This is a genomic window from Mycoavidus sp. SF9855, from assembly GCF_024582735.1.
Taxonomy (GTDB): Bacteria; Pseudomonadota; Gammaproteobacteria; order Burkholderiales; family Burkholderiaceae; genus Mycoavidus.
On the sequence record NZ_CP102085.1, the window covers coordinates 365,312 to 385,179 of the forward strand.

Below are 19,868 nucleotides of genomic sequence, written 5' to 3' on the forward strand. Positions count from 1 at the left end.
AGGATTGTAATGAGTGTCTATATGTTCCCAGGGCAGGGCTTCCAATCAAAAGGAATGGGTGACAAGCTATTTGCTGTTTTTCCAGAGTTGACAACAACCGCTAGCGAGATTCTCGGTTACTCAATCCAAGATTTGTGCGCCAAAGATTCACATAAGCAGCTCAATGACACTCGTTATACGCAACCGGCGTTATATGTTGTTAATGCGCTTTCTTACCAACAACGCAGTCACGAGACGGAGGCCAGAGCTAATCATTTGGTGGGACATAGCCTAGGGGAATTCAATGCACTACAAGCCTCAGGCGCGATAAGTTTCGAAGATGGTCTCAGGCTGGTAAAAAAATGAGGGGAATTAATGAGCATGGCCCCTGAGGGAACCATGACTGCCGTCATTGGGCTCACCGAAATGGCTATTAGGGAAATGCTACAAACCCATGGCCTCATAGACATCGATATCGCCAATCTCAATTCACCAACACAAATCATTCTCTCTGGTTTGAAAGAAAGCATTATCCGTGCAGCCACGTTTTTTGAGAGTCGCGACGTCCGTTACGTACCCCTGAATACCAGTGGTGCCTTTCATTCTCGTTATATGGAAGCAGTCAAACAAAAATTTGAAGCTTACCTGAAAAAATTTACTTTTCCGGCACCTTCGATTCCGGTTATTTCAAATGTTGATGCTAGCCGTTACCAGGCTAATCGCATTAGCATCAATTTAACCGCTCAGATTACGCATCCGCCCCAATTTCCACTATTGAACAGCCGTTTGCGCCGAATAACGACCGTGCGCAGAGACTCGCCGCACTGCACCAGAAAATTAGTGAATGGAACCGCAATTATCCGGTTGGCACCCAAGTCAAAACTGCCTCTCATAAAGGCCCTGTGGCAACAAAGACCAAGACCATGATGCTTTTTGGACACCGGGCTGCGATCTATCTGGAAGGTTATAACGGATATTTCGAGCTCAGCAGTGTTCAGCCCATCTAAGCAAATTAAAAAAGCACTAGATTGACCTGGCTGAACTGCCACTTATGCGGTAACGATTCATCAAGATATAAAGTTTTAGGGGATGTCACTATGCTAGATCTCATGATAGCGCAGGGAGATTTTAAAGACCCGCAGCAACTGATCACTGATTTAGCCGATCTGGGCATTCAGAATCCAGAAAGCATTTCGCACGTGAGTTCGTCTTTAGACGATCATGGCCTTTTTTTGCCAGAAGAAGGTGAGACGGTGGTTCAGCGACGAGGGGGATTAGATTATACGGGCGTGTACATTGCACGCGATGGCAGTAAAGTCCCCTTTAAAGCATTTTCTGGTCAGCAATTAGCCGATGCTTCGGCTTTTTTAATGGCGGCGGCTGAAGTTGGCCTATTTCCTAAGCCTGGTCTGTCACGTACTTTTCCTGAGAAGCGGATCTCTTTGCATTGTTTGGTCCCTCAGCCTTACACAATTCGTCATCCAGTACGAGCCGATCTATCTCGCCTGAAGCAACTGAATCAGATGTGCCAGCCAAGTGCGATGCGTATCTCTACAGCGGAAATAAAGCGGCGAGTGAGCGATTGTCCCCGGGAGCAAATGGTCCTGGAGTTTGACGGCCAAATTGCGGCTGTTTTGTATGCGCAGCGCATTGACTCTATCGAAGCATTACGCAGCATAAACTACGCCGAAGTTGGGCGTTTATATCGACCAGAAGGCAGCTATTTGCAACTTTTAGGGTTATTTGTTGCCCCCGAGATGTATGGGCGAGGGTTTAGTGATGCGCTCATTGACTTGATGCGGATCTATGGCCCCCTGCTTGATGGGGTAGAGGCTATTATGGGTGTCACGCGCTGCGATAATTATAGGCAGCATCGAGCCACATACAGCCTTGATCAGTATATTCAGTTACGCGACGAACAAGGCCATTTGGTCGATCCAATGTTGCATTTCCATGCTTCGCATGGTGCGGTGATACGCGAAGTGCTGCCTGGGTTTAGGCCGGGAGACATAGATAACGAGGAGGCCGGGGTTTTAATCGAATACGGCTTGCACGCTGAGCAGAAGGCCATCGCAAAACCTGAAAGGCCGCAAGCTGTGTCTGCCCCGCATACTAAGCTAGCCGCCGATCAGGTTGAACCAATCGTGCACAGCACGGTGATAGAGATACTGGGCAGTCAACGGGCCGCAGCCTATGATCCCCAAACGCCTCTGATGGAGATGGGGCTCAGTTCACTGGAACTGCTTGAATTAAGAAGACAGCTGAGTACTCGTCTGGGAGAATCATTGCCCTCGACGTTTTTCTTTAGCTATGGAACGTCTGAAGCAGTCATTGGGTATTTTATGGCCCAAGCTACCGTTCAACAGCCAATGCCGCAGACAATCGCTGCTCCAACGCTGGAGGCAAGCGTAGCTCCAGCACATGCGGACTATGCGTCAGCGAATAATGGCCCACAGCAGAAATCCACCCACCAGCATGAAGCAGTCGCGATCATTGGGTTAGCCTGCCGCCTCCCACATAAAGCGAACAACCCAGCCCAGCTCTGGCAAGAATTGCTGGCAGCGCGTGATGAGGTGGGTGCTTTGCCGGCTAACCGGCGCTTACTGTGGGGAAATCGAGCTGAGCCATGTCGTTGGCAAGGAGGTTTTCTGGACGACGTGGATTGCTTCGATGCGGGATTCTTTCGTATTTCGCCACGTGAGGCGGAATTATTGGATCCACAGCAACGTTTGTTGTTAGAGGTCGCTTGGGAAGCGCTGGAATCCGCCGCGATCGCGCCAGCGATGCTGCGTGGGACGCGCAGTGGAGTTTTCGTAGGCATGATGAGCAGTGACTATGAAGATGTGATTGCGTCAAATGGGCGCAAAGCGGATATCAATGCTCACTTTGCTACCGGTAACGCATGTTCGGTGGCGGCAGGTCGGCTGTCGTATTTCTTCGATTGGCAGGGGCCCGCACTCAGTATTGATACTGCTTGCAGCTCATCGCTGGTCGCTGTGCACACGGCATGCCGCAGTCTGTTAGGTGGAGAATGCAACCTGGCCCTGGCTGCCGGGGTCAATTTGTTGCTTGACGAGAAGCGGTTCCTGGCATACGAGCAAGCAGGCATGCTCTCGCCAGATGGGCGGTGCAAAACGTTTGATGCCTTAGCGAATGGATATGTGCGAGGAGAAGGTTGCGCGGCAGTGATTTTAAAACGCTTATCCGATGCGCAAGCTGATGGGGACCCGATCATCGCGGTGATTCGGGGCAGTGCCATCAATCAGGATGGCAGCAGCAGCGGCTTAACCGCTCCGAACCAGTTGTCTCAGCAGGCGGTGATCGAAGCGGCGTTAGCTCAGGCAGAATTAGCACCGCACGAGATCGGCTACCTAGAGGCGCATGGTACGGGCACCAAGTTAGGCGATCCAATCGAGGTGATGGCCGCTGCCCAAGTGCTTGGGACTGGGCGGCCAGATGATCAGCCTCTTTTGATCGGCTCACTCAAAAGCGTGATGGGCCATCTAGAAGCAGCGGCAGGCATTGCTGGGTTGATTAAGACTGTTCTGTCAATGCAGCAAGACGTGATTCCAGCGCAATTGCATTTTGTGACCCCAAACCCGCATATTCCTTGGGAGCGCTTGTCAGTGCAGGTCGTCGCACACACCCAGGCGTGGCCGGCCGGGCTCAAACGCGCGGGAGTCAGCTCATTTGGCTTTAGCGGTACCAATGCGCATGTCATCGTTGAAGAATACGTTGGGCCTCAGAAGGCACCGACAGAGGTGATTGGGCCCGTGGTAGTAGTGCTATCGGCAAAAAATGAAGAGCGGCTGCGGGACCAAGCACAGCAGTTGCTGTCGTACTTGGAACACCGTGCTCAGACAAATTTAGTCGAATTAGCGTACACCCTACAAGTGGGACGCGAGGCGCTGGGCGTTCGATTGGCGCTCGTGGTGAGGTCCATCAATGAACTGAAAGAGCGATTGTTGTGTTACATGCAAGACGAAGCGCTGCAAGAAAACACCTATCAGGGCGAGCTCAAGCGCAGCCAAGAGGCATTGGCGGAGCGAGCCAACGAGGATTCTCAAAAGCTCATCGAAGCATCGCTGGCACTGAGCCATCTTGACAAGCTGGCTCAGTTTTGGGCGCAGGGGCTAGAGGTAGAGTGGGCGCAGATATACGGTCAAATGAAACCGCAGCGGATCAGTCTTCCAACCTATCCGTTTGCTAAGGAGCGGTACTGGGTGCCGCAAACGGCAGTGCCGGAAGGCTCAGAACGTCAGTTGCATCCGCTGGTCCACCGAAACACGTCCTCCTTACGCCAGCAGTGTTTTAGTACAACACTCACTGGCGAGGAATTTTTCCTGCGTGATCATGTCGTGCAAGGTGAACGGATTGTGCCCGGGGCGGCTCAACTGGAATGGGCACGTGCAGCGGTGATGTTGGCTAGCGAGGATAAGGCCGACATGGCCGAGTCTTCGGTCTTATTGCAGGAGGTTACCTGGTTGCGACGCTTGGTGGTGCGAGAGCCACAAGAGGTGCATATTGGTTTGGAGGAAGAGGAAGACGCCCGTATCCATTTCGAGATTTATAGCGGTAGTGGGGACAAAAGGGTGGTCTACAGCCGGGGTTGGGCTCAACTGACTGAGGTAGGTGAAGCGCCGCGGATAGATCTGAAAGCGGTGCGGGAACAGTGTGAGCAGACGTTGACAGGTGAGGTGTGTTATGCGCGGTTTGCCCAACTGGGGTTCAATTACGGCCTAAGCTTCCAGGTTCTCCACGAATTGCAACTAGGCCGTCACATCGCAGTAGGTGCCTTGCATTCAACTGCGGCGTGGCCCGCTGGCTATGCGTGGGCGCCGAATATGCTAGATGGAGCGCTGCAGTTATGCGTGGGATTTGCGCCAGGCGCGGCCGATGCGTCCTTGGCGCTGCCATTCGCCGTGGAGCAGGTGCAACAATGGGGCGAAGTGCCAACGTCGGCGTGGGTGATAGTACAGCCGCAAACTGGCGATAGCGTGACTATACGTAAGCTCAATGTTGACATCGTCGATGCAAGCGGGCGGGTGGCGTTGCGCCTAAATGGTTTCAGTACTCGGCCTTTGCACGAGGCAACTGAGCAAGCGGTCATTCCCCCTCAGGCTGTTCTATTTGCGCCGCAATGGACGGCGCAAACTACTGTTCAGCCAACAGTCGCGCCGATCTATCAGAGGCATGGCATATTATTGTGTGAGATGAGCGAAGATCAGTCGGGGAGGATCGCTGAACTTGCTGCAGCCATGCCTGCAGCACAGTGTGTAGGGTTGATAGGGAGCGGCACTTTAGCGCAGCGCTATACAAGCTATGCGGTGCAGTTGCTGGAATGGATACAGAAAGAAGTCGCAGTCTATCCGGGCAAGGCGTTGTTGCTACAACTGCTTGTTTTTATCAAAGATGAAAGCATGGTACTGCAGGGTCTGGGCGGTTTATTGCGCAGCGCACAGCGAGAATATCCGCTGTTGACGTGCCAGGTGGTAGCTGTAGAGAGCGAGATATCGATACCGCTATTGGCACAATATCTACAAGCCGAAAGCGCCTCTCCTGCGCCGATGGTCCGCTATGTTGAAGGAAAACGAGAGGTATTGGGTTTTGTGCCATTGGCGCCGGCGGTTGAAGAGACGATGCTACCGTGGCGCGACAAGGGGGTCTACTTAATCACAGGGGGGTTAGGTGGACTCGGACAAGTGTTTGCGAGGGCGATCACGCAGCAAGTGCGTCAGCCCGTGTTGGTGCTGTCTGGACGCAGCGCGTTAAAGTCGGCACAAGAGCCAGTGCTGCAAGAGCTGCAGACGATGGGCGCGCAGGTCGTATATCGGGCAATAGACGTGAGCAACGCTGTGGCCGTGGCTGCCTTAGTGCGAGAAATAGTGGCGCAGTATGGGCAATTAAACGGCGTCATCCATAGCGCTGGGGTGTTGTACGATGGCCTGTTGGCACAGAAGAGTAGCGAGACTTTGCAACAAGTGCTAGTGCCGAAGGTAGCAGGTCTTGTTGCCTTAGATGAGGCGACAAAAGGTGTAACGCTGGACTGGCTGGTACTGTGCTCATCCGTGATGGGGGTATGGGGCAATATAGGGCAGGCAGATTATGCAGTAGGCAATAGCTTTTTAGATGCCTACGCACACTATCGAACTGGTTTGGTGGAGCAAGGACAACGCTATGGACTGACCGTATCAGTGAGTTGGCCGTTGTGGGCCGAAGGGGGTATGCAGCTCGACGCGGCAGCTCAAGAGCGGCTACGCAAAGAGACCGGGCTGGAGGCAATGCCAAATGCTGCCGGTGTAGCTGCTTTATGCCAGGCACTGATGCAGAATGTAGCGCATGTAGTAGTGGGATACGGCATTGCAAGCCACATACTGCAATACTTACGAGATACTTTTGAAGCGCCGGTATCACTTGCTGCAGCGGAGGTGCTGGACACTAAGTTAAGAGAGGTCTCAGCGGACGAATTACAGTCGCAGATAGAACATGTGTTGACCGGTTTAGTCTCGGTGCAACTAAAGATTGCGCGAGAAGAGTTGGACCACGATACGCCATTGAACGAATTTGGTTTTGATTCGATCACGCTGACGGAATTAGGCGATACATTGCATCAAAAGTACGGTTTGGCCTTGAGTCCAACGATATTTTTTGAGCATTCGACGATTGCCGCGTTGGCGGGTTATCTGGCGCGGGAACATCAAGCGGTGTTTGCTCCTGCATTCACGGCAACAACGACGAAAGCAGTTCAGAACCATTCAGAAGATACAGCTGTTTCCTCCCCATTTCTTCCCACTTCTCGGCGTCGGCAAAGACCTAATGCAGCAGCAATACCGCGAAATGATATCAGCGAGGGCAATACGCTCAAGCATGAGCCGATTGCCGTGATTGGCATGAGCGGCTGTTTCCCGCAAGCGGAGGATATCGATACGCTGTGGGCAAATCTATTATCTGAGCAGGATAGCATTGGGGTATTGTCAGGCAACCGGTGGGACCGTGGGCCGGCACCGTCGATTCGCCATGCTGGCGTGATTGAAAGCATTGATGAATTTGATCCGCTCTTTTTTGGCATTTCGCCGCGCGAAGCACAAGCGATGGATCCACAGCAGCGGCTGTTGATGCTCTATGTGTATCGCGTAATCGAGGATGCAGGCTACTCAGTGCGTAGCCTGTCGGGCAGTAATACAGCGTTATTGGTGGGAACTGCTGGCACGGGTTATGGACAGTTACTGGCGCAGGCTGGCGAGACAGTGGCGGGGTACAGCGCACCTGGAATATGGGTGGCAATGGGTCCGAATCGGATGAGCCACTGGTTAAATTGGCATGGTCCAAGTGAGCCAATCGATACAGCGTGCTCGAGTTCACTGGTTGCCGTGCACCGAGCGCTGGAACTGCTGCGCAGCGGGCAGTGTGATCAGGCAGTGGTAGGTGGGGTCAACACACTGCTGTCGATGGAACTGCACGAGAGTTTTACTCAGGCGGGCATGCTGAGCCCAGATGGGCGTTGCAAGACCTTTTCGGCACAAGCCAATGGCTATGTGCGCGGGGAGGGGGCAGGCATGGTGTTCCTCAAGCCGCTATCAGCAGCTCAGCGAGATGGGGACCATATCTACGGCCTGCTTAAAGGCAGTGCGATCAACCATGGTGGGCGAGCCAATTCATTGACAGCGCCAAATCCACGAGCACAAGCGGATCTGATCAAGGCTGCACTTCAACAAGCAGAGGTGGCGCCTGAGACCGTGAGCTATATCGAAGCGCATGGTACGGGGACCTCATTAGGGGACCCGATTGAGGTGCAGGGCCTTAAGAGCGCATTTGCAGAACTGGCTCCCGGGCTCTCAGCACAAAGTTGTGGTTTGGGTTCAGTGAAGAGCAATATCGGACATCTGGAGCTTGCTGCTGGTGTGGTGGGCCTGATTAAAGTGTTGTTGCAGTTGCAGCACCGGACCTTGGTCAAAAGCTTACATTGTGAAAAACTGAATCCTCTGCTTGCCTTAGACAACAGCCCATTCTATGTAGTGCAACAAACACGCCCGTGGGAAGCCTTACGAGATCGTCAAGAGCAGGCATTGCCACGTCGCGCCGGAGTTAGTTCGTTTGGCTTTGGTGGAGTGAATGCGCATGTCATCGTTGAAGAATATATTGAGCCTCAGAGAGTGCCAATGGCGGTGAATGGGCCTGTGGTAGTGGTACTGTCAGCCAAAAACGAGGCGCGGTTGCAAAATCAAGCGCAACACTTGCTGGCTTACTTGGAAAACCATGCTGAGACGAATGTAGTCGATCTAGCCTATACGCTTCAGGTGGGGCGTGAGGCGCTTGGGGTGCGATTGGCGCTCGTGGTGCAATCCATCAATGATCTCAAGGAGCGGTTGTTACGCTACGGGCAAGGTGAGGCGACCCAAGAAAATATTTATCAAGGAGAGCTCAAGCGTAGCAAGGAAACAATCGCGTTACTCGACGACGAAGAGATACGAAAGGCGATCGAAGTTTGGATCGCTAAAGGTAAGCTTAGCAAGCTAGCGCAGTTGTGGGTGCAAGGGCTGGAGATAGAGTGGAAGCAGTTATATGGTCAAACGAATCCGCGCCGAATCAGCCTTCCAACCTATCCATTTGCGAAGGAACGGTATTGGGTGCCACAAACAGTAGTCCGGCGTAATACTGAGCATGTAGAGATCGAGCCTGTAATGACTCAGCCCGAGGCTGTCCTACTGACGACGCAATGGAAAACACAAGCTATCGCACGAACCACAACAGTTCCTGTGTATGGAGAGCACGGAATTTTGCTATGCGAGGTCAGCAATGATGATTCAAAGGCAGTTGCTGAACTTGCTGCCGTAGTGCCAGCAGCGCAGTGTGTGCGCTTGACCGCAACAGGTACTCTGGCACAACGTTATACAGCGTATGCGACGCAGCTGTTGGATTGGATACAGCAGGGGATCGCTACCCATTTAGGCAGGACACGGTTATTACAACTGGTGGTTCCGAGTGCAGGTGAAGGTGCCGTGCTACAGGGTTTGGGCGGCTTACTACGCAGTGCACAGAAGGAATGTCCACTGTTGGTATGCCAGGTGGTAGCCGTAGAGATGGGGATATCGATGCCAATATTGGCGCAACTGCTGCGTGCCGAAGTGGCGTCCCCTGCACCGATGGTGCGCTATATCGATGGGCAACGAGAAGTCTGGGATTTTGCGCCATGGGAAAGTGAAGCGTCGTCGATACTTCCCTGTCGCAACGAGGGTGTGTATTTGATCACAGGTGGTTTGGGCGGTTTAGGGCAAGTGTTTGCACGGGCGATCGCCCAGCAGGTATACCGCCCACTGCTGGTGCTCACTGGGCGCAGTGCGTTGAAATCAGCTCAAGAACCCATACTGCAGGAATTACAAAAGCTAGGTGCGCGGGTTGTGTATCGGGCAGTGGATGTGAGCGATGCTGTGGCCGTGGCTGCCTTAGTGCGAGAAATCGTAGCGCAGTATGAGCAATTAAATGGCGTCATCCATAGCGCTGGCGTGTTGCGCGATGGCCTCTTAGCCCAGAAAACCAGCGAAACCCTACGGCAAGTGCTAGCACCGAAGGTGGCAGGCTTGGCGGCCTTGGATGAAGCGACACGAGAAATAGAACTGGATTGGTTAGTGCTGTGCTCCTCGATGACAGGGGTATGGGGCAATATAGGTCAGGTAGATTATGCAGTAGGCAATAGCTTTTTAGATGCCTATGCACACTATCGAGCTGGCTTGGTAGAACAAGAGCTGCGTCATGGATTGACCGTGTCAGTGAGCTGGCCGTTATGGGCCGAAGGGGGTATGCAGCTAGAGGCGGCAGCTCAAGCGCGTCTACGCCAGGAGACCGGGCTGGAGGCGATGCCGAGTGCCGTAGGTGTTACTGCTTTATGCCAAACACTGATGCAAAACGCAGCGCATGTGATGGTAGGGTACGGTGTGACAGACCATATACTGCAGCATCTGCAAGTGGCTTTTGAAGCACCGCTATTGCCCACTGCAGAGGACATACCACCTACCCAGCCGAAGGAAGTCGCAACGAACGAATTACAGTTGCGGGTAGAGCATGTGTTGACAGGAGTGATCTCGACGCAACTGAAGATTGCACGAGAGGAATTAGAACGTGATGCGTCCCTGAACGAATTTGGTTTTAATTCAATCACACTGACGGAATTGAGTAGTGCATTGCAGAAAAAGTATGGTTTGGCTTTGAGCCCAACAATATTTTTTGAGTATCCGACGATTGCAGCGCTGGCGGGTTATCTGGCGCGGGAACACCAAGCGGTGTTTGCCCCCCCGTTGACGGCAACGACAACGAAAGCCGTACAGAGCCATTCGGAGTCTCAGCACCAGCAAAAACACATTGCAATGGCAGCGCTGAGGAACGATATCAGCAAAAGCAGAAGTAATACGCCTAACAATGAGCCGATTGCCGTGATTGGTATGAGTGGCTGTTTCCCGCAAGCGGAAGATATCGATGCCCTGTGGGCAAATTTATTATCTGGGCAGGATAGCATTGAGATGCTACCAGCCAACCGCTGGGACCGTGGTGCGGCACCATCGGTTCGCCACGCTGGTGTGATCGAGAGCATTGACGAATTTGATCCACTCTTTTTTGGCATTTCTCCACCTGAAGCACAAGCGATGGATCCGCAGCAACGGCTGTTGATGCTCTACGTGTACCGAGTGATCCAGGATGCTGGTTACTCGGTGCAAAGCCTGTCAGGCAGCAACACAGCATTGTTGGTGGGAACCTGTAGCACGGGCTACGGACAGTTGCTGACCCAGGCGGGCAATGCCGTAGCATGGTACAGCGCGGCGGGATTAGCAGGGACGATGGGTCCGAATCGGATGAGCTATTGGTTAAATTGGCATGGACCAAGTGAACCAATCGATACGGCGTGTTCGAGCTCGTTGGTCGCGGTACATCGGGCGCTGGAGCTGCTGCGCAGCGGGCAGTGTACTCAGGCGGTAGTGGGTGGGATCAACACCCTATTATCAATGGAAGTTCAGGAGAGTCTTGCCCAGGCAGGCATGTTGAGCCCGGATGGACGTTGCAAGACCTTTTCAGCGCAAGCCAATGGTTATGTGCGCGCGGACGGGGTGGGCATGGTATTCCTCAAGCCGCTGTCGGCTGCTCAACGAGATGGGGACCATATCTACGGCCTACTCAAAGGCAGTGCGACGAATCATGGTGGGCGAGCCAATTCATTGACCGCGCCAAATCCGCGCGCGCAAGCGAATTTGATCAAAGCTGCACTGCAACAAGCAGAGGTAGCGCCTGCAACAATCAGCTATATCGAAGCGCATGGTACGGGAACCTCATTGGGCGATCCAATCGAAGTGCAAGGGCTCAAGAGTGCATTCGCAGAACTGGCGACAGAGCTGCCAGTGGGGTACTGTGGCTTGGGCTCGGTGAAGAGTAATATCGGGCACCTGGAAATGGCGGCAGGTGTGGCGGGCCTGATCAAGGTACTGTTGCAGCTACAACACCGGACCTTGGTGAAAAGCCTGCACTGCGAAGAACTAAATCCCCTGCTTGCCTTAGACAACAGTCCATTCTATATAGTACAGCAAGTACGCCAGTGGGAAGCCTTACGAGATCATCAAGGGCGGGTATTGCCGCGTCGAGCCGGAGTCAGTTCGTTTGGCTTTGGTGGAGTGAATGCGCATGTCATCGTTGAAGAATATATTGAGCCTCAGAGAGTGCCAACGGCGGTGAATGGGCCAGCGGTAGTGGTGCTATCGGCTAGAAGCGAGGAACCACTTCGAAGCCAGGCGCAGCACTTACTAGCCTACTTGGAACGCCAGGCTGAGGTGAACCTAGCTGACTTGGCATATACTCTCCAGGTCGGACGCGATGCGCTAGGAGTGAGATTGGCTCTCGTAGTCAGGTCCTTAGAGGAGCTCAAAGAGAAACTGTCACGCTACGCACGAGGTGAGAGAGATCAGGAGGATATCTATCATGGCAAGGTTACTTGTGAGCAAGGTGTCTTTCCAATGCTCCGAGCTGATGAAGAATTTCAGGAAACGGTAAGTAAATGGATTGCTCGCGGTAAGCTTGGCAAGCTCACTCAATTGTGGGTTCAGGGGCTGGAGTTTGAATGGAGGCAGTTATACGGCCAAACGAAGCCAAGGCGAATTAGCCTTCCGACCTATCCATTTTCCAAAGAGCGATACTGGGTTTCGTCTCTGCAATCCGGGATGCATGATAATAGACCGCTTGCCGCTCCCTCATTAGCATCCACTGCAGCGCCTCCTACAACGCATGCCAGATTAGTCACTGCGCTCAGCGAGATCAGTGGGTTGCCGGCCGAGCAGATCGATCCGCACGCTGATTTTGAGCAGCTGGGCCTTGACTCTTTGAAAATCACAGAACTCAATCGGCGTATCGCGACGTGGACTGGAGAAAACGATGCAACGCTGCTGTTTAAGTACAAGACCTTGGCAGATTTGGCAGCGTATCTAAACCCACGAATCGGGTTGGACACTTCCAGGAACACGCCTCCTTCTGCATCACAATCCAACACTGCGCACCATTCTGCATCAGGGTACGGGTATGTAAACGCCAAAAAGGAAAACGATCACGATAATGACGACGCGATTGCCATCATTGGTATGAGCGGACGCTATCCACAGGCGGAGACGCTGGATGCCTTTTGGGCCAATCTTGTCAGTGGTATGGATTGTGTCACGGAAATTCCACGTGACCGCTTCGATTATCGTGCGGTCTATCGGTCGGGTGCCAAAGGCAAAACCGGAACGATCTACTGCAAGTGGGGCGGCTTTCTCAGCGATATTTCACAATTCGATGCGGCGTTTTTCAAGCTTTCCACAAAAGATGCGGCGCTGATGGACCCACAGGAACGCCAGTTTCTCGAAATGGCCTGGACATGCCTTGAAAGCGCGGGATATCTTGATGCGCGTTGGCAGTCCCGGCCTCGTGACTTTGGTGTATTCGCTGGTGTGAGTTTCAACGATTATCAACTTATCGGCGCAGATGCGCTGAAGGCTTGCGCGCCTTTTTATCCGGCAAGCTCACAAACGTACTCGATCGCCAACCGGATTTCGTTCTTCTTCAATTTTACTGGGCCGAGTATCGTAGTAGACACGGCCTGTGCATCCTCCTTGTATGCATTGCACCTAGCTTGCGAAAGCCTTCGCAACGGTGAAACTGAGGCTGCACTCGCGGGTGGTGTCAATTTGATCTTACATCCGAGCAAATATCTCACGTTGTGCGAGTCGGGCTTTGCCGCAAGCGATGGCCGGTGCCATGCTTTCACGGTAGGCGGAGATGGCTATGTACCCAGCGAAGGGGTGGGTGTCGTTCTGCTTAAGCGATATGCTGACGCGATAAAAGCTGGTGACACCGTTCTCGCCTTGATCAAGGGCACGGGTGTTAGCCACGATGGCAAAACACAAGGGTTTACTGTGCCGAATCCTGTCAGCCAGACCAAGGCGATTAAAGCTGCCCTAGCGCGCTCAAAGGTCAGTGCTGATACGATTTCATATATCGAAGCGCATGGCACGGGAACGGCGCTTGGTGATCCGGTTGAGATGCAGGGGCTGGCGGACGCGTATCCGGCTGAGGTCAACTTCTCGCGAGCGATTGGATCAGTCAAGGCGAATATCGGTCATAGTGAAGCCGCAGCTGGTATCGCACAATTGACTAAAACAGTGCTACAGCTGCAGCACAAGATGTTGGTGCCTACTTTGCTGCATGGGCCTCTTAATCCTAATATTCCATTCGAAAAAGCAGGGTTTTATGTCCCTGAGCATGCAATGCCTTGGCCAGTCATCGAGCACAATGGGCGCGCTTTGCCACGCCGTGCAGGGATCAGTTCTTTCGGTGCTGGCGGCGTTAATGTGCACATGATTTTGGAGGAAGCTCCGATTGCTAAAGACTCTCATGCAGAACCTTATTCGGTGAGCTGTCCTGCGAACTCTTGTAACAGCACAACGCTGCTGACTCTCCCGCTTTCTACTCATGTCCCAGCACAGTTGTCAGAACAAGCGCGGCAGCTCGTGGATTTTCTAGATAATCCAATTAACGATGCTCACGCCTTGCACGATGTAGCTTTTACGCTGCAACACCGCAAGCCTGCATTCCGTCATAGGCTTGCGTTCGTAGCGCAGAACCGCGTGGATGCAATACACCAGTTAAGAGATTGGCTCGCTGCGCCAGATGCTGAACGCCAAAACGGCCTTTATTGGGGCGACAGTCTTGACGGCGTGCAGCAGCCACTGACATTCCCGTTCCCTGCAGATCCACATGCGCTTGCTCAAGCATGGGCAACCGGTTCGCTAATCGAATGGCCCGCTCTTGAGTCTCAAAACGGAGTGAGCCCAGTTGGGCGATTTGTGCCGTTACCAGGCTATCCATTTCTCACTAAGCGCTATTGGATTAGCGACGTGCTGGCACCCGAGGGCGCAGTTGTAGCGAAGCTGCCCTGCACCAAAGAAGATGTCACCGATCTTGATAGGTGGCTCATGCAGATAGATTGGAGCGAAGCAGGGGGGACTAAGGAGGCGGTAACAACGCCAAGTCCTGTCGTAGTGCTGTGCGAAGATGATGAAGTGCTGCACCGCTGGACTGCCACAAGGAAAGAAATCGCGCACTTGATCACTGTGGATCGCGACAATGTCTTTGACGAGTACTTGTCTCACTTGTTGCACTCGAGTGAGTGCGACACGTTTGTTTTTGTCCAGCCACACGCCAACTTAATGACAGCTAGCACGAACTCTGCGATGTTTGACGCTGCTTTCCAGGTCAGGGCTGATCAGCTTACTCGGTTTGTCAAACGGGCAGTTGATCTGGTTGGGCAGCGCAAGAGGCTCAAGCTTATCCTTGTCAATCTTACCGATCGAGGAGAAACTGACCCCATCCAGGAAGCCTTGTCTAAATACTTCAGCTTTCTGCGGTTCGAGGTGCCTGAGATTGGTAGCCTCATTATCGACACCGACTCGTTGGAGGAAGACGGACTGAACCGGATCCACAGCGAGTTACACTGCACGCAGGCCGATACAAGAGTTCGCCTCCAAGACGGCAAACGACTGTGCCAACGGATGCGCCCGTTATCAATCAAACGCATGACGGGCTCTCTGGATCCGTCCGGTGCGATGATCTTGACAGGAGGCTTCGGTGGCATTGGCCTCACCCTTCTTCGTTGGCTGGTCGACAAGGAAGTAAAACAACTGATCGTTATCGGTCGTAAGCCAACATCGTCAGTGTTGCAGCATCCGAGCTTGCCGTCTGGGACCCGTATCCAAGACTTTATCGATGAGCTTGCCCGCACCCGCAGTGTAATGCTCTGGTATATCCAGTCAGACTTGCGCGACGAAGAGGCGCTTGAGAGTCAAATTACCGACCTGAGAGTGACAATCGGTATGCCGATCACGGGCATATTTCATCTCGCAGGCATCACGACAGATGCAATCCCTATACGTGAGACAACGGCTGACATTTTGAGCGACGTTGTGCGTCCCAAGTTGGCCGGTGCGTATTGCCTCGATCGGCTTACTCGCAACGACCCTGTGCGATATTTTTGTCTGTTCTCATCGGTCTCATCGGTGGAGGGCATGCAAGGTCATGGGCTTAGCGCCTATGCCGCAGCCAACGCGTCTCTGGTCGGATTGGCCACAGCACGCCGCCGGGAGAAACGACCAACCCAGGTAATACAGTGGACAGACTGGGATGGTGCCGGCATGGCAGTGAAGCATAATCATCGGGCCTTTTTCGATGCACTGGGCATATCGATGCTCACACCTGAGCAGGGCGTGATATTGCTGGAGCGCATCTTGGTCCAGAATGTTGGCGAATCCATCGTATTCGATGCCGACTGGCATAAGTTCGCGCAAGTCAATCGTGCTGTACAGCGGCTACCGGTTTTCTCTTACTATGCTGCGCAATTGGGGAACGTTCAGCCTCGATCAGAAGATAACGCTGTCGAGGATACACAGGTCCCCGCGTTGGGAACTGAAATCATTGACGTGTTGTTAAACCAGTTAAGCATCTTGCTCGGTCAGGACGATTTGCATCCGGACCAGACGTTTGCTGAGATTGGTTTGGATTCAATCAATTCGCTCATCTTCTTTTCTAATTTGTCTGACCAGCTATCGCTTGAGATCCCGCCATCAGTCGTTTTCCGCTATCCGACTATTCGAGAGCTCGCCCGCTTCCTCGACGGGCAGCGAGGTGACTCAGCTTTGACGAGTACGAAAACGCAGATTCACTCAGCAGGCAAAACGAGCACCACGCCCTTAAGTGCGCCCGACGGCAGCCACACGAGTAATGACAGCATTGGCATCATCGGCATGTCTGGTCAGTTTCCCCAGGCACCAGATTTACCGACGTTCTGGACGCGTCTTACAGAAAAATTTGATGGAGTGAAGCATTACCCGAGCGCGCGGCGAGATCTGTTGGGTCTTAATGATTCATTCACTGACGAGGACCTTGCCACTGTCTTCGGGGGTTACCTTGACGATATTGATCTGTTTGATCCGGGCTTTTTCAATATCTCGCCACGGGAAGCGCGCCTAATGGATCCGCAGCAGCGCCTTCTGATGTTAAACGCGCACCGAGCGATTGAGAATGCCGGTATCAGGAAACAGGCAAATTTTGCCAATACCGGCGTATTTATCGCTGCGTATGCGAGCGAATATATGCAGTTTGTGAACGGCTACGACAAGGAAAACGCACTTTTCATCGTTACCGGTAACGCAAGCGCCATCGCAGCCAATCGCTTGTCCTACCACTATGGCTTTAAAGGGCCAAGCCTTGTATTGGATACAGCTTGCTCGTCAACCCTTGTAGCACTCGATGTCGCTTGCCAGTATCTGCACAGCGGGCAGATTGATTTTGCACTGGTGGGTGGCATTAGCCTCAACCTGAATCCTGACAAAATCCGGTTACTGCAAAAAGCCAATATGCTATCGCCGACTGGCAAATGCCATACGTTTGATGCGTGTGCCGATGGATATGTGCCTGGCGAAGGCGTCGGCATGATCGTGCTACAACGGTTTGATGAAGCAGGTCGACATCGCACGCACTCTCTGCAGCCTCGAATTTACGCCATGGTAGCGGGCTCTGCCATTAATCAGGACGGCAAGAGCAACGGCATGACAGCCCCTAATGGACTCGCTCAGGAAGAGGTCATTCGAGCCGCATTCCAGCAGGCAGGTCTTTCACCGGCACAGGCAGGCTACATTGAGACACATGGCACGGGCACCTATCTTGGCGATCCAGTGGAAATGGAAGCACTCGGGAATGTGCTAAACAAGGATCGGTCCGTTGACCGCCCCTGTATATTGGGGTGCCTGAAGACCAACATCGGTCATCTCGAACCCGCTGCCGGGATCGCGGGCGTCATCAAGGCCGCTCTGTGCTTGTACCTAGAGAAAATTCCTGCAAACAACCATCTCGATACCATTAACCCGCTGTTCAAAATCCCCGATCCTGGCTTTCAGTTTCCCGATAAGCCCATTCAATGGAGCGGGCCGGGCCGTATTGCTGGGGTCAGCTCGTTCGGGTTTGGTGGCGTCAACGGACATGTCGTACTGACTTCAGTGGATCAGGATAGTCACCTGACAACGGGACTGGACCGTGAGCGTCATTTCCTCGATACGTATCCTGCAACCGACCTTACCCTGAAGTCCTATTGGGTGCGCCGCTCAGAAAATCAACACCCGGCAGTGCCAATATACGACACAGCTAGTACGGCAACGGCTGCGGTGCAGTTTCTACCGCTCATTCATCTTCCGTCAGCGACCGAGACGTTATGTATCGAACTGATACTTCGGCCAGATGAAGATGGGCTCATGGACACAGGCAATTTCCACGTTGGGTTCTACCTTGACGTTATCTATCGGATATTTTCTCAGTATTTCAACCGCTTGCATCTTGCAATTCGGCGATTTGAATTTTTGTTGCCGCTCCTTATTTCGCCGAAGACGGATACGGCAGTCCAGGTGAGAGTGGAGGAGGAAGGGCAGCAGGGTTATCGCGTGACTTTCTATTATCAACCGATTGCCACAAAGACATCCGATTCTTTAGCCACAGCGAACGCCGTCTGGACGAAAACTGCCCAAGCGTGGGTAGAAGCAGGACCCAATGCAGACGTACGCCCCTCCGAAGCATGGTTAGCTTCGATCATGGAGGGGCGTCTTGGAATGCCTCAGCATACTTTCGACGAGACTGCATTCTATGGCCGATATACGGCGATGGGTTTCTCTGCTGAGGGTTTTGTCCGCGCGGTACATGAATGCCGCTTCTATGACCGATTGAGTTTAGCGACGCTGCGGCTCGATTTCGGGCGTGATGATTACGGCTTAGGTGCGCATCCCGGTTTTATCGACGCTGCGCTGCAACCGTCGATCTTGTTAGCAGATACAGACGGGGATCTTCCTTACATGACAACGGTCATGGAAAACATCTGGCTCTCCAGAAGCTTGGCACCTGGAGACAAATATCAATTGGTCAGCGTGCTGCTCCCCCAGCAGGAGAGTGAGGTCTCTGGCAATGTACCGGGCCAGGATGGTGCGCGGTGTTTCGCGACGGCTTGGGCCATTGTAGATAAGCAAGGGCGGAGCGTGATAACTTGCGGATTAGCTCGTTTGCAACGGCTTGGGCAGGGGAAGCGTACTGCATCGAAGCAATTAGACGCGTTGCTCAACAGCGGCGATACGCTAACGGAGAATAACCTGCTAACACTGGTGGCAGAGCTGCTAGATTGCGAGCAAGACGACATTGATCTCGACAAGGCTTTGCTAGACCTCGGTATGGATTCCCTGATGCTGATGAAACTGCAGAAGCAGTTGAACAATCACAGCATCCCGATCAAAAACTTATTCCAGTCCTCATTTCGCGATTTAGTCATGCAATTGCAATCGCATAACTTAGCGCCAGATGAAGTGCTTGTTTCGGTCACAGAGTCAGCCTGCGAATACACTCCCTTCATTGATCTCAAACCGCGGTCGCGGGAACGCAGTGCCTGGATTAGAGGGCAAGCCCAGAAGAAAACCCGTATACGTCTATACTGTTTCCCTTATTCACACATGTCTACGGCGGTGTTCAATGGTTGGCAAGAGCGCTTGCCGAATCACATCGAAGTGCGCCCCATCGAGTTGCCCGGCAGGGGAGATCGCTTTCGAGAGCGTCCGTTGCAGGATGTCTGGTCACTGGCCTCGACCTTGACTAACCTGCTTGGCGATGAACTGGAGCAGCCGTTCGCGCTGTACGGCCATAGTGCGGGCGCGCTGATGGCTTATGCCTGGAGCTTACATCTCAGAGCATCTGGTCTGCCTCTGCCGAAGCACCTCTTCGCTGCAGCCTATTCTGCTCCAATAGTAGGCACCGAAAATCCGTTAATCTGCAATATGCGACTGAGATATCGTCAGTACGGATTAGACTGTCTGCCTACGCTCGATGATATCTGCAACCCCAATGCAGGCCCTCTCCTTAAGACAGTTATTGATGCACTGGAGCATTCGATGCGCGAGGTCAGGATTCTCAATTTCAGCCACGACTTGATCTACGCCCACTTGCCCGCGCTCCTGTCAACGCTCAAGATGTTGGAAACATTTCAAGCAGGTATCGTACAATCTCTACCGATACCTGTTTCCGGTTTGCATGGAACAAGAGACCTCCAAGTTCAAGAAAGCGAGGTCCTGGCTTGGCAACAGCTGTGTAACGCATTTACATTGCGCTGCTTTGATGGCGATCATCTTTTTATCAAACCTGATCAATGCATGGGGGAGGTTCTTTCATATATTGGCGAAACTTTGATTACATGATAAAGATCGATGTAAAAACGGTATCTGATTGCATTTTAAAACGATCTTGAAAAACCGTATTTTTGATTAAAAGGTCGTTTAGATCTCGAGTGAGTTGTCAGCAGC

Annotated in this window: 1 protein-coding gene and 1 pseudogene; both read left to right on the plus strand. The window is 52.9% G+C overall.

Annotated elements, in window-relative coordinates; genetic code table 11:
- Positions 1 to 54 precede the first annotated feature (54 nt).
- A pseudogene (locus tag NQD60_RS09150) lies at positions 55 to 906 on the plus strand (acyltransferase domain-containing protein).
- A gap of 170 nt (positions 907 to 1,076) precedes the next feature.
- Positions 1,077 to 19,763, plus strand: coding sequence for an SDR family NAD(P)-dependent oxidoreductase (locus NQD60_RS01665; protein ID WP_257100799.1), 18,687 nt, complete (start codon positions 1,077 to 1,079; stop codon positions 19,761 to 19,763).
- Positions 19,764 to 19,868 lie beyond the last annotated feature (105 nt).

Bases quoted from the DNA above. Each gene is read 5' to 3' on its own strand.
- NQD60_RS01665 (WP_257100799.1), top strand. From the start codon at position 1,077: ATGCTAGATCTCATGATAGCGCAGGGAGATTTTAAAGACCCGCAGCAA.